Below are 14013 nucleotides of genomic sequence, written 5' to 3'. Positions count from 1 at the left end.
TTTTAGTCTTTAAAGTTTACTTTTCAACTTCAACCCATTGCCCTTTAGTTCTTACTAAAAAGTCATTGTCATACATAGCTTCCGCTTGAATTCCGTATAAATAGTAAGTTCCTAAATACGATGCATTCAGCATTACATTAAACGTTTTGGTGCTATATTTTCCTTTTTCAGATAAATCGAAATAGAAGTTTACACGATCATCACGAATATCAGTAAAACGAGCTTGGCTTGTTGTACTACTGCCAAAAGCTGTAAATCGTGTATTTACAATTTCCCATCCCGATGGAAATATTTGTGTTAATGCAATATCGTTTACGCTAGAATCTTTCAAATTACTAACCTGAACGGTTGCCACAAAATCTTGACCTTGTTGTAGTTTTGAAATATCCATTTTATTTCCGTCTAAATCTTTATAGATAATAGAAACACTTAAACCACGTTGTTCCACTAATTCGTTACCCAGTGGTAATTTTCCGGAGTTTAAAACACGTACATAAATCAAGTTCTCTTTTTGGTTAGTAAACGTTATGGTGTTGGCGCCATTGTTTACTTGTAACTCACGTTGTGCAATAGCGCTTTTAGAAGTTATGGTTTCTTCTTTTCCATTAATAGAGTAACTTAAATTAAGTGCTTTTCCACCGTTAGTGTTTACCATTTTAGCCATGGCTAATAAGCTGAAGGCTGTGGTTTGTGTGCTCATCCAGTTATCGCTCGATAAATCTTTAGCAATCGTTTCTGCGAGATCGCGCATTTGGGTGTTTTTGGTAAGTACCATAGTTTCTAAAGCCATGGCACGATTTCTATCTACCGATCCGTAAGTGTAATAGTTGTTTTTAAAAGGTTTGAAGTTGATATTTGCCGATTGTGAAATACGATCACTTGCCTCCTTTTGTCCTGCTAACGCATAAGCAGCAGCTAGGCGCCATTTAGCTTCGTTAGAGATTTCGCTAAATTCACGTAAACGGTTCATACTCGATAAATCTGGACTTCCTGCCAGGGCTAAAGTGTATAAACGATAAGCTTGTGCTAAATCGGAATTATAACTGCGGTAACTTGGTCGCCAATCTCGAGCCGATTGTGTTTGATATTTTATCCAATTACTTTTAAAAGTTAGTGGTAATACAAAACCTTTCTTTTCGGCTTCAATCATAAAATGACCCGCATAACTTGTTCCCCAATCATTGGCTGAGTTTTCACCAATCCAATAACTTAAACCTCCATTTGGTCTTTGAAAATGACCTAAACGTTTAATGCCTTTTTCAATATTAGTTTGAATATCTTTTTTCTTATCAAAAGTAAGATCGAAAATATCGCCTAAAAACAATTGAGGGAACACGCTCGATGTGGTTTGTTCTACACAACCATGCGGATATTGGATAAGATACTGCAAACGACGTGAAAAGTCCATTGGAGGCAAGGTTGAAAACTCTATTGTTGCTGCATTTGTTCCAGCAACACCAAAGGTTGAGAAATTAAGAGTTTCACTTGCATTCGCTTCTAGAGTTTTATCGATAACTTTAGATGTTATTGGGTTAGGGTTTACAACATCTAATTCTACTTTATAGGTGGATTTCTCACCATTTCCAGTTGCAATAACTTCTACAGTATTTATCCCTTTTGCTTTACTAACATCGAGTTCAAAATACGTCATTTGTTCATCGGGCTTCGCAAAAGTTAATACTTTCTTCTGTTCGCCAACAACCGAAATTCCGTTGCTTAGTTTTAAGCTAATACTTACGTTTTTTACTTTTGGCTCCATAGCAAAAACCGTTACCGGAAGCGTTACTTTCTCGCCTGGGCTCAACTTCCGCGGAAGCGTTGCTAAAACCATTAAAGGCTTTTTAACTTCAACAGATTTGTCGGTACTACCGTAAGCTTCATTTTTATTATCGCCTGCAACCACCATGGTACGCACGGCTCCAATATAATTTGGTAGTTTTATGCTGTGGGTTTTCTTTTGTCCTGCTTCTAATTTAAAAGGGCCTAAAAAAGTAACAACAGGCTTAAAACGGTTGGCTTTTTTATTCTTTCCGCCAGCTGCGCTGCCATCGCCACCAATTGCAAAAACTTGATCGATACTACCAGAATATGCACCAATAACATCATCGAAAACATCCCAAGTTTTTACACCCAAAGCTTCACGTTTATAGAATTCGTTCCATGCGTTTGGTGTTTTAAACCGAGTTAGATCTAATAAACCCTCTTCTACCATAGCAATGGTATATGTCATAGGTTTATTGTTTTTTTCTGAAATTTTTACATCAAATGTTTGCTCTGGACGTAGCGCGTCTGGCATAGCTAATTGTGGCTCTAGTTTGGTTTCTGGATCTTCTACCATAATAGGGATTATACCATATAAACGTATTGGTAAATCGTTAGCCGAAATAGCATGTGGCTGTAAAAGAGATATGTTTACAAACACATTTGGAGCCATATCTGGTGTAATGCCAATATTTACAACGGTTTCTCCTTTTTGAGTTTTTACCCACTTGCGATCTAAAACTTCGGTACCGTTTTCAATACTTACTAAAGCGCGACCTTCACTACCTGAAGCAAAGGTTATTTTCGCTGTTTCTCCAACATTATATTTTTCTTTATCAGCAGAAAAAACAAGCATTTTCGCAGCTTCTTTATCCTTTGATCCCGAATTTTGCCACCAGTTTTTATAGAAATAAACGGTACGGCCTGTAGCATGACCACTAATAGGATCGGAAATTCTTATTAAATAACGTCCGCGATCATCATTAGGGATTTTTAAGTTGAAAGTACCTTTGCCTTTTGAATCTGTACTTATTTTTGAATTAGAATATGGCTTATGGTAACTACTAGAAACGTAGCTCGATAAATCATCGTATGATGAATTCCACCACCAACGCCATTCGATTTTATAGACTTTAACCTCAAGGTTATTTCGTTTAACGGGTTTACCATGGGCATCGACTACAACAACATCAAAAGTTTGATTTTCATCTGTAAAAAATGATCCATAAGCATTGCCTTTAGGTGAGCGTAAACCCACAAAAGACTCATAAGGTGCATATTGTTTAGTAAAGGCATCCATAGAGAAATCGCCTCCATTTTCAAAGGCACGTACCAAAAACTGTACATTAAGCATACCTGGTGCATTTTTCCCAATGGTTAATTTATTATCAATTTGTGCTAAACCATTTTCAGCTACTTTACCATCAAAAATAATGGTTTCTTCCGTTTGAAAATTACGTGTAGGATCGTTAAAAGTGTATTGCTTATAGTTCTCGAAAGCAGTAGATGCCGTGCTAAACTTTGCTTTAATTTCTGCTTTTAGATTTTTTCCAACGGCACCATGTAACCACTTTACATCTAATGTTCCTTTTAGAGGATTGTTATTTGTTAAAATATCATCTTCAAAATTGACTTTAATTTTTAGTCGGTTTGGTTTTACCGTTTCAATTTTCAATCCTTTATAAAATGTAGCACCACCAACCGAAACTTTGGCGTTGTATTGGCCTGTTTTATCCTCTTGGGCGGTTGGTACAGTAAATTTAAAAACATTGTTTAAGTTATCTGTTGTAACTTTTTTATAGACTAATTTTCCGTTAGGATCGGTAATTTCTAGTTTTACAGGATGACCACTTGGTAATTTATTAGCATTATCATTCAGCATAAACGTTAAATGTAACGTGTCACCTGGTCGCCAAACGCCTCGCTCACCATAAATGTAACCTTTAAGTCCGCGTTGTAATCGATTTCCGGAAACATCAAATTTACTTAACGACAACGAGTTTGCGTCGTGAAGCTTTATATAAGTAGTGTTTTTTCCTTTGGAAATAATAGCGAATGCTGCTTTTTTATCAGAATCTATTAAAGTTAAGCCTTCTTCATCCGTATTTCGGCTCGCTAATTCTTGTTGCTGAAAATTATAAATAGAAACTTTGGCATTCGCTTCTGGCTCTGTATTTAAAATATTAGTTACTGCAAAATAATAAGAGTTGTTTGCGCCTTGTTTTACTATAACACCAAGGTTTGAAGCTAATAAATTTTGTGATACAATTTTGTTTTCGTTATAGTAAGCTTCGTGACATGGGTTGTTTTCTTCACGCCAATTATAGCTGTAATCTTTATAACGGTATGTTATATTGTCCCAATAGGCTTCCTCTCGTAATTCCTCATCTTCAGAATCAACCTCGGAATAATCACCTTCATAATATTCTTCTTCGTAATAATCATTGTAGTCATCATCTTCGGAGTTTGACGTTGTTGGGTTAGCTTCACAATCGTACAAAGAATAACTTTTATTATAACTTAATTCAACGCGATAAATAGCACCTGCATCAGCTTTAAAAAACTGAGATAAATCGATGCTATAAGCTTTCCATTTCCCCGTGTTTTCGGCTACAGATTGTAACTGAATGGTTTGTTTCGCAATACGGCGACCAACCTTTTTTATATCGTATTTATTATTAGAGTTTAGGTTGTTATCTTGAAGAAACTGAAGCACATTATCTTCAAAAATTTTGATAATACGTACATCTACTGCGCTTAAATTAACGGCTTCAAAATTGAATTTTAATTCCTCGGAATTTGGTAAAATGGTACCATTACTAATTAGTCGTACTTGAGGTTTTAGTTCTTCGAAAGCTATAGTTTCCGAAAACATTTTTTTCAATTTATAGCCATCGGTGTTTTTTATACCTTGGAAAATATCAACCTGAATGTTACCCACTAATTTGCTTGAGGGATACACTTTTAAAACATTTCCGTCAACAATATATTTTGAGTTTTTACTTTTTTGAATAGTCACTAAACCATCAAAATTTTGTTGCTTTTTTAAGGGATCGGAAAAGTTAATTGATAAATGCTGTTCGGGCGATTGAATCACGTCTACTTCAATAATTGTAAAGTTATTAACACCAGGAATGGTAATTATATTTTCACCTTCATTAGAAGCTTTTATGGCTTTTCCATTCCATTTAACTAGAATGTTATCGTCTTCTATCTTTCTATTGATGCTATCAATTTTAAATTCGAAATATTTTGCAGTTTCGCTCGCTTCATTAAAAACAATATTTAATTTTTTTCCGCTTTGCGTGGCTTCAACTAAAGTTTTAGCATCATTAATAGAAATAATATCGGCCGATTTGATAACGCCTTCAAGGTATTGCCATTTTTTGCTGTAAGATTGCAAATTATTGGTTTCAATATTAAAATTTGGTGCAATAGTTTTAAACTGAAACGTATAATCCTTAAAGCCAGCTGGCATGTTTTTGTATATGTCTCCAAGTTTTATGGTAACGGCATATTCTGTGTCGGGTTCTAAATGTTCGTCTGGAGTAAATAGTAATGTATGGTTGTTCCCAACAGTAAGTTTACCTTCAATGTGTGGTTTTGTGATTACAATATTGTCGGTTATTTCCTGATTCATTTCCCAACCTTCAACAGGTTTAGTTAAATTAATTTGAATAGGATTGGCAACCGAAGTTTTTCCTGAAGTTGTGTAACTGATGTAGTCTCTAAATTTGAAAATGTTATCGGTTTCGACTACTTTCTTTTTACAAGAAGCAACAATAGCGACAAGAATGACGAAGATTAAAAGTTTTTTAAAAGACATAAATAGACGAGTTAAATGAAAATGAGCGCTGTTTTATGAGGGTAACAGTGAGGTCTGTTAATAAAACACCTTCGCTTTTTAATATTTAGGTTTTTTGGTTTTGTTAAATTGTTTATAAAGTTAAACGTTTTTGATGATTTTGATTGATTTTATGATGAAAAAAGCAACATTATTCTTAGTCGAATTTAAGAGTAAATATCAGTAAATACGGCTTTTTAATAGTATATTCGTAAAAGAAATTAAACAAAAACTATAAATCTGTAATAGATGGAAGCTATAGCAAGTAAATTTGGAATACACGACGCACTAAAAACCTTAGGTGTTCAAACTATAAATGAAGGAACATCAACAGGTTCTAACCAGTTTTCGCATAGCGATGATGGTGCCGTTATTGAGAGTTTTTCGCCTGTAGATGGGCAATTAATTGGTAAGGTTAAAACAACATCTCAAGCCGATTTTGATTTGGTTATGCAAACGGCAACTTCTGCATTTAAAACATGGCGAACTATGCCTGCACCGCAACGTGGAGAAATTGTACGCCAATTTGGAGATAAATTACGAGAAAAAAAAGAAGCTTTAGGTAAACTGGTTTCTTATGAAATGGGAAAGAGTTACCAAGAAGGTCTTGGAGAGGTTCAAGAAATGATTGATATCTGTGATTTTGCCGTAGGTTTATCGCGCCAACTTCACGGATTAACCATGCACTCCGAACGTCCTGGGCATCGCATGTACGAACAATACCATGCTTTGGGTGTGGTTGGTATTATTTCGGCTTTTAATTTTCCTGTCGCTGTTTGGGCTTGGAACACCGCTTTATCATGGATTTGCGGAGATGTTTGTGTTTGGAAACCTAGTGAAAAAACACCCCTTTGTGGTATCGCTTGCCAAAATATTGCAGCCGAAGTCTTTGCTGCAAACAATTTACCAGAAGGTATTTCTTGTTTAATAAATGGCGATTATAAAGTTGGTGAATTTATGACCAAGGATACTCGAATTCCTTTAATCTCTGCAACTGGATCTACTAGAATGGGGAAAGTTGTTGCTCAAGAAGTTGCAGGACGATTGGGTAAAAGCTTACTAGAACTTGGTGGAAACAACGCCATAATTGTAACACCAGATGCCGATATAAAAATGACGGTTATTGGTGCTGTTTTTGGTGCGGTTGGTACTTGTGGGCAACGTTGCACATCGACTAGAAGATTAATAATTCACGAAGCTATTTACGATAAAGTAAAAACAGCCATTGTAGATGCTTATAAACAATTGCGTATTGGAAATCCACTAGACGAAAACAATCATGTTGGTCCGTTAATTGACGTCGATGCTGTGAATATGTATAAAAATGCTTTGCAAAAAGTAGTTGAAGAAGGTGGGAAAATTATAGTTGAAGGAGGTGTGCTTTCGGGAGAAGGTTACGAAAGTGGTTGTTATGTAATACCGGCGATTGCAGAGGCTAAACCCGATTTTAAAATTGTACAGCATGAAACATTTGCTCCTGTTTTATATGTGTTGAAATATTCGGGCGATGTTGAAAATGCCATTGATATTCAGAACGAAGTGGCTCAAGGTTTATCATCGGCTATTATGACGAACAATTTACGGGAAGCTGAACGTTTTCTGTCTGTTTTAGGGTCAGATTGTGGAATTGCTAATGTAAATATTGGAACTTCTGGTGCTGAAATTGGTGGCGCTTTTGGTGGAGAAAAAGATACAGGTGGTGGTCGAGAATCTGGTTCGGACGCTTGGAAAGTATATATGCGACGACAAACAAACACGATTAATTATACAACAGAATTACCTTTGTCACAAGGTATAAAGTTTGATTTATAACATCTAAAAAATCACTTATTTAAAAAGTCGCATTTCTATAAATGTGACTTTTTTTGTTTTATTGTTTCTTAATGTATGAGCTAAAGTGTTATATTGTAAACACTTATATTTTACTAACTAATAAACAAAGTCTAATGAGTAAAAAAACATCCTATCTTTTAGGAATTATACTCACTATTATTCTCGGTACAATTTTGTATTATTTTCTATGTTGTAGTGTATGCTGTGGCAAGGAAACGTGTAAACAAAAACAAAATGAGACTAAAAGTGTTGTAACTCCAGAAATTAAAGAAGTAACCAAAAACGCATTCGTAATTAGTGATGCTAACGGTGATTTTAACTTAAATTTGAATGACAACTTTAATTTTAAAACATCAAATTTTTCAATTTTACAACCCGTTTCTAGTAATATTGGAGATGGTGTATTAAAGTTGAAAGACTATCTTTTAACAAACCCATTAAAAACTGTTGATATTACAGGTTTTTATAAAAGTGATGAAACTAATAATTCTGCATATCCAAATCTTGGAATAGCAAGAGCTAATGAAGTTAAAAATTACTTGGTATTACATGGTGTTTCTTCTAAACAAATAGATACAAACGGAAAATTAAATGATGCTATTAATCCAGATGAAAATAGTACGTTATTTGGTCCATTATCATTTGGAGTGTTCACGGCAGATGCATCAGATACATCCTCTATGGAAGTTTTAAAAACGGCATGTGATGCTATTAGAGAAAATCCATTAGTATTACATTTTCAAACGGGCCAAGCTTCTATTGCTTTAACTGCGGATCAACGTCAAAAAATTGCCGATATATCTCATTGTGTAGATAAATTGGGTGTAAAAATGCAAGTTGTAGGGCATACCGATAATACAGGAAATGCTGCAAAAAATGTTGTTTTAGGACAACAACGTGCCGATTTTGCTAAAGACTATTTAACTAAAAATGGTATTTTAGAAAGTAACATAGAGACATCATCTAAAGGACCACAAGTGCCTATTGCAGATAATGCTACTGAGCAAGGTAGAGCAGAAAACAGAAGAACAGTAATTACAATTAACTAAAAAAATAAAATTATGAATTGGTGTATATTAATCCCATTATTAGTAGGTGCTATTTGCGCAATATTAGGTTACTTATTAGGTAAACTTTTAGGCGGAGGAAACCATGACGAGTGCAATACAAGAATTGCGAAACTTGAAGCAGACTTAAATGCTTGTAAATTGAGTAAAGTATCTTTAGAAGGTGATTTAAAAACAACAAAAGCTTCATTAGCATCATCTGTTTCTGCAGAAGCTTCTGCTAAGGCATCTTTAGAATCGACTAAGGCGTCGTTAGCTTCATCATTATCTGCAGCAGCAATAGCTCCTGTTGTTTTAAGTGTGTTTGATGGCGCGGCAGCAAAAGCAGTTTTTGGAAAAAAAATAAAAGAAAACGATTTAACGGTTGTTGAAGGTATTGGACCAAAAATTCAAGGATTATTTCATGATCATGATGTTAAAACATGGAAAGCATTATCAGAATGTAGTATTGAAAAATGCCAAAGCGTCTTAGATTCAGGAGGCGAACGTTATAAAATTCATAAACCAGGTACATGGCCAAAACAAGCAGGGTTAGCTTCTGAAGGTAAATGGGCTGAGCTTTTAAAATGGCAAGATGAATTAGATGGCGGTAAGTAATACTTTAAGTCTAAAACTATAATGTTAAAAAACGTTTATTCCGATAGCTATCGGAATAAACGTTTTTTTTTAGAAGAAATTTTCACGCACCTATATTTCTTGGTTAAGACTTGCATACAATGCTTAATAATATGTTTTATTTTTAAATACTATAATAAAGTGGTTTGTTTTGTGTTTTAATAAATGATTTCGGAACCATTTATATATATGACTTGTATTATCTTAATATGTAAATGTTTAAACTTTTTTAATTCATCCAAGTCAAAGTAATAACAAATTCGTTGTTTTCAATTTTAAAACAATAATTTAAATTGAGTTATATGAAAAGTAATCATATTCAGCATTTGTATTGGCGTGTTGGTTTTGGTATTCTTCCAAACAAACTCGAAAAGCTTTCAAAAAAGAATAAAAAAAAGATAGTTGATGGCATCATCGAAGCATCAAAAAAAGTAACACCTTTAAAAGTTGATACAGTTGAGCTCGATGAGTTGTTAAATGGTACACACGAAAAGACGAAAGCAAATATTAAAAAATTTCAGAAGTTAAGTCGGCAGAAAACAAAAGAACTTAATGTTGCTTGGGTTGAAAGGTTGGTGAATTCTAATGAAATGCTACGAGAAAAAATGACACTCTTTTGGGCGAATCATTTTGTATGTGAAGATAATAATTACGTTTATACTCAAAACTTTCATAATCGACTTCGCGAACATGCTCTTGGAAATTTTAAAGATTTTGTAAAAGCGATTTCTAAGGAAGCCGCCATGACAAAATACTTGAATACCAAGCAAAACAAAAAACAAAAACCTAACGAGAACTTTGCTCGAGAACTCATGGAGTTGTTCACATTAGGAGTTGGGAATTACACCGAATACGATATTCAAGAAAGTGCTAAAGCCTTTACTGGTTATGGCCATAACTTAAAAGGAGACTTTCTTTTTAAAAATCGCACACACGATGAAACTGATAAAACATTTTTTGGGGAAATAGGGAATTTTACTGGTGATGATATTGTCGATTTAATCCTCGAAAAAAAGGAATGCGCCACATTTATTTGTGGTAAAATTTATAGTTATTTTGTTAATGATACTATCAATAAAAATCATGTAGAGGAGCTTGCCGATGTGTTTTATAAAGATTACAACATCGAAAATCTAATGCGGTATCTAATGCTTTCTAGTTGGTTTTATGACGAGGAAAATATGGGTACAAAAATTAAATCGCCTATAGAGCTTTTGGTTGGTTTAAAAACTGTTGTTCCTGTTAATTTTAAATCATCGAAACAGCTATTCGTTCTTCAGAAATTATTGGGACAAATATTATTGAATCCGCCTAATGTCGCTGGTTGGAAAGGTGGGCGAACTTGGATAGATTCTAACACTATTACACTGCGGTTAAAACTGCCTTCGCTTATATTAAATGATGCTTATATTTCTAAAGCCAAGGTTGGTAGAACTGACGATGCTATGGTTGAAACTAAAGAAAATTTTAAAAAGAAACATGGAAAGCGTTTTAAAACGGAAGCTGATTGGTCTATTTTCAATAGACATTTTAGTAATGTAGAAATTTCCGATTTAGAGAATTACCTATTAGCATGTACAATTAACGAAAATGCTAATACATATCTAAAATCGTTAAGCAAAGTTTCAAAGCAAGAATATTGCATTCAACTTATGTCGTTACCCGAATATCAAATGTGTTAATCATGGATAGAAGAAAATTTTTAAAACAATCGTCGCTTGCAAGTAGTCTGTTTTTTGTGCCAAGTTTTGTAAAAGCATTCGAGAAAGTAGCGCAAAGCCAATTGGGGTATAGGCGCTTGGTAATTATTCAACTTTCTGGAGGAAATGATGGATTAAACACGGTAATTCCATATCAAAACGATTTGTATTATAAAGCACGTCCAAGTTTAGGGATAAAAAAGGGAGCGATTTTAGAATTAAATGATGAGGTTGGTTTACATAAAAGTTTAAAGCCGTTAAAAAAACTTTACGATAATGGTAATTTGTGTATTATAAACAATGTGGGATATCCAAATCCAATTCGTTCGCATTTTAGATCAATGGATATTTGGCAAACAGCCTCCGACTCCGATAAATACTCGCAAAGTGGTTGGCTTGGTCGCTATCTAGATCAGTATGGTAAACATCCGTACAGTGCTATTGAAATAAATGATAGCTTATCGCTTGCCATGAAAGGAGAGGATGTGAATGCCATTGCGACTCAAGATGCTAAAACGCTGTATAATTTATCTAAAGACCCGTATATTAAAAACGTAATAAAACATCAAGATGATGCACATTTAAGTGAGCATAATTTGGGTTATTTGTACAAGTCAATGATTTCGGCAGAATCGTCTGCAAAATATATTTACGAAACCAGTAAAACATTTTCTTCTAAAACTGAATACCCACAAAATCACTTTGCAAATCAGTTAAAAACTACTGCAAAGTTTATTAATTCTGGGCTGGATACTAAAGTATTTTATAGTGCTTTGGGAGGTTTTGATACGCACGTAAACCAGTTGGGAGCACAAAGTAAATTGTTAAATATTTATGCTGAAAGTGTTGAAGCCTTTGTAAACGATTTAAAAATGAATAACACCTTTAACGATACTTTGATTTTAACCTTTTCGGAATTTGGTCGTCGTGTAAAACAAAATGCAAATGTGGGTACCGACCATGGTACATCTAACAATGTATTTGTTATCGGTGGTCAATTAAAAAAACAAGGTTTGTATAATAATATGGCGAGTTTAAGCAATTTGGATGATAATGGTGATTTGAAATTTGAAATCGATTTCCGTACTATTTATGCCACTGTTTTGAATAAATGGCTCGATGTTAATGATGAAAAGGTTCTTGGTAAATCGTTTAATCAATTAGAGTTTATTTAGTTTATTATTGCTTATTTCAATTCTGAAAGTGTTTTAAGTTTTATTTATGGCTTTACTTTCTGTTATTAAAATTATACGGAATTCTTTATTAAAAAGGAAGTTAGTGGATGGGCAGCTCGATATTAATACTGGAGATCCTAGGTTAATAAAATAAACTAGTAAAAACCAACCTGAGTAGCTAGTTTTTTGTTAGGGATTTAACGGTTTGTTTTATTTTAAGTTTTAAAAGGGTTTGGGATAAAATATTTCTTGCTAGTACTTGTTTTTAAGTATGAATATGTATTAAAGTTTCAAAATAGTTATCATTATAAGTCCTGAATAATATGATATGTATAAATCAGTCAAATTTAATTAAAATCTGCGCTCTTTCTGTATCTGCTCATAAGCAGCTTGCACTTGTCTAAATTTTTCTTCAGCACCTTTTTGATGTTCTTTTCCTAAATGGATTACTTTATCTGGGTGATACTTTTTAGCCATGCTTCGGTAGGCTTTTTTAATTTCGTCTACACTAGCACTTTTAGTAATTTCTAAAACTTTATAAGCATTTTCACTGCTGTTGTAGAACATGGCTTTTATACTCTCGTAATCGCGAGAGCTAATACCTAAATAACCGGCTATGGTGTAAATTTGTTTTACCTCGTCTTCGGTTACAGTACCATCGGCTTTAGCTATTCCGAAAAGGAAATGCATAAGTTGCAAACGCGATGGATGATCCATCATTTGTTTTATTTGTAAACACACTTGGCGTGTAGAAATATTATTTTGTTTGTTAATGTTTTTAAAAAGCGCAAAAGCAGAGTTTGCTCTTTCTTTTCCGTACATATTAACAAATTGCTGACGCACGAAATCGAGTTCGCGTTGGTCTTGCTTGCCATCGGCTTTTATTACTATGGATGCTAAAATAAGCAGACTGACTTCAAAATCGCCCGATTGGGTTTGTGGGCGCTGTTGCGTTCGTGTGCTATATGTGGTTCTTTGACCTTGTTGAGGTTGTCCTTGTTTTAAAAAAGGACTTCCTTTTCCATCAGACATGGCATCTATAACGCTACCTAATGCTAAGCCTATTATGGCGCCTATTGGTCCGCCAAACGACCAGCCTAAAGAGGCGCCTATCCATTTTGAGAAATTCATGTATTGTATTTATTTTAATTTTCAAATATACTATTGTTAGTTGAGTTTTTTGTGGTTTTGTTACAGCATCGGCAAATTTGTGATGCTTTTAACTTATGCTATCACTTTGCTGATATGTGCGTTAAGGATAGAAGCGGCATCCTTTTTTTGTGCTTTTACTATAGTTTAAATTCTAGCTAAAACTTTTGATTCTTACTGTGTTCTAGTATGAAGCGGAAATCATTTTGCACTAAAAAAGATATAGCAGATAGCCTGACCCGGAGGGGAACGCCCAAATAAATAAACGGGAAAATTTGTCAGGTTTTGATGGTTATGAACGACTTAAACCTGACAGTTGTCTTAAATCGCACGATTTTTGATTAACTTTGTATCGAGATTAATTATAAAATAAAAAAATAAAAGATATGTATCCAGCAGAATTAGTAAAACCAATGCGTGAGGATTTAACCAAAGTTGGTTTTGAGGAATTACACACTGCCGAGGCGGTTAAGGCGGCTATTGCAAAACCGGGAACTACGCTTGTGGTTGTAAATTCGGTTTGTGGTTGTGCAGCAGCTAATGCGCGTCCAGGTGCGAGAATGAGTTTACAAAACGCAAAACGCCCAGACCATATTACTACGGTTTTTGCAGGTGTTGATAAAGAGGCTGTAGATGCGGCGCGTGGATTTATGGTTCCGTTTCCTCCAAGTTCACCTTGTATGGCTTTATTTAAAGATGGCGAATTAGTACATATGTTAGAACGTCACCATATTGAAGGTCGTCCAGCTGAGTTAATTGCTGAAAACCTTTCAGATGCTTACAACGCAAATTGTTAGTCGAGTTTTTTTCGATAAAACATTTAAGATCGCTGCACTGAAAGAAACAAGAATTAAGACTTGATTGTAATA

The 14013-nt window shown here is 34.3% G+C and carries 8 protein-coding genes; 6 read left to right on the top strand and 2 right to left on the bottom strand.

Going from position 1 to position 14013, the window contains the following annotated elements; translation table 11 throughout:
• Window positions 1–16: 16 nt before the first annotated feature.
• Window positions 17–5587 carry an alpha-2-macroglobulin family protein gene (locus GQR97_RS05180; RefSeq protein ID WP_158846156.1) on the bottom strand — a complete coding sequence of 1857 codons (5571 nt, stop codon included), beginning with the start codon at window positions 5585–5587 and terminating at the stop codon, window positions 17–19.
• 267 nt (window positions 5588–5854) lie between these two features.
• Between GQR97_RS05180 and GQR97_RS05175 the strand changes: the two genes are divergently transcribed.
• The 5 genes from GQR97_RS05175 to GQR97_RS05155 all read left to right on the top strand — a co-directional run bounded on the left by GQR97_RS05175 (window position 5855) and on the right by GQR97_RS05155 (window position 11995).
• Complete coding sequence (locus GQR97_RS05175; protein ID WP_158846154.1) at window positions 5855–7417, top strand: aldehyde dehydrogenase family protein; 1563 nt, start codon at window positions 5855–5857, stop codon at window positions 7415–7417.
• A 134-nt stretch (window positions 7418–7551) separates the two neighbouring features.
• On the top strand, window positions 7552–8487 hold the full coding sequence (locus GQR97_RS05170; RefSeq protein ID WP_158846152.1) for an OmpA family protein: 936 nt from the start codon (window positions 7552–7554) through the stop codon (window positions 8485–8487).
• A gap of 12 nt (window positions 8488–8499) precedes the next feature.
• Entirely contained in the window at window positions 8500–9102 is a 603-nt protein-coding gene (locus GQR97_RS05165) for a hypothetical protein (protein WP_158846150.1), read from the top strand.
• 320 nt (window positions 9103–9422) lie between these two features.
• Window positions 9423–10802 carry a DUF1800 family protein gene (locus tag GQR97_RS05160; RefSeq protein WP_158846148.1) on the top strand — a complete coding sequence of 460 codons (1380 nt, stop codon included), beginning with the start codon at window positions 9423–9425 and terminating at the stop codon, window positions 10800–10802.
• A 2-nt stretch (window positions 10803–10804) separates the two neighbouring features.
• Window positions 10805–11995, top strand: a complete 1191-nt coding sequence (locus tag GQR97_RS05155; RefSeq protein WP_158846146.1) for a DUF1501 domain-containing protein — start codon at window positions 10805–10807, stop codon at window positions 11993–11995.
• A gap of 351 nt (window positions 11996–12346) precedes the next feature.
• Here the strand turns inward: GQR97_RS05155 and GQR97_RS05150 are convergent, their stop codons facing one another.
• On the bottom strand, window positions 12347–13126 hold the full coding sequence (locus GQR97_RS05150) for a TerB family tellurite resistance protein (protein WP_158846143.1): 780 nt from the start codon (window positions 13124–13126) through the stop codon (window positions 12347–12349).
• A 404-nt stretch (window positions 13127–13530) separates the two neighbouring features.
• On the opposite strand from GQR97_RS05150, the gene GQR97_RS05145 reads away from it, so the two are divergent.
• Window positions 13531–13941, top strand: coding sequence for a BrxA/BrxB family bacilliredoxin (locus GQR97_RS05145; RefSeq protein ID WP_158846141.1), 411 nt, complete (start codon window positions 13531–13533; stop codon window positions 13939–13941).
• The last annotated feature ends 72 nt before the right edge of the window (window positions 13942–14013 follow it).

The organism is Algibacter sp. L1A34 (assembly GCF_009796805.1).
GTDB lineage: Bacteria > Bacteroidota > Bacteroidia > Flavobacteriales > Flavobacteriaceae > Algibacter.
Note: the sequence above shows the minus strand (reverse complement) of the source record. Positions and strands in the feature narration are given on the sequence as shown.

Excerpts from the sequence above, each read along its gene's own strand:
- GQR97_RS05150 (WP_158846143.1), bottom strand. The coding sequence starts at position 13,126 with ATGAATTTCTCAAAATGGATAGGCGCCTCTTTAGGCTGGTCGTTTGGC.
- GQR97_RS05170 (WP_158846152.1), top strand. The coding sequence starts at position 7,552 with ATGAGTAAAAAAACATCCTATCTTTTAGGAATTATACTCACTATTATT.
- GQR97_RS05180 (WP_158846156.1), bottom strand. The coding sequence starts at position 5,587 with ATGTCTTTTAAAAAACTTTTAATCTTCGTCATTCTTGTCGCTATTGTT.
- GQR97_RS05145 (WP_158846141.1), top strand. The coding sequence starts at position 13,531 with ATGTATCCAGCAGAATTAGTAAAACCAATGCGTGAGGATTTAACCAAA.
- GQR97_RS05155 (WP_158846146.1), top strand. The coding sequence starts at position 10,805 with ATGGATAGAAGAAAATTTTTAAAACAATCGTCGCTTGCAAGTAGTCTG.
- GQR97_RS05165 (WP_158846150.1), top strand. The coding sequence starts at position 8,500 with ATGAATTGGTGTATATTAATCCCATTATTAGTAGGTGCTATTTGCGCA.
- GQR97_RS05160 (WP_158846148.1), top strand. The coding sequence starts at position 9,423 with ATGAAAAGTAATCATATTCAGCATTTGTATTGGCGTGTTGGTTTTGGT.
- GQR97_RS05175 (WP_158846154.1), top strand. The coding sequence starts at position 5,855 with ATGGAAGCTATAGCAAGTAAATTTGGAATACACGACGCACTAAAAACC.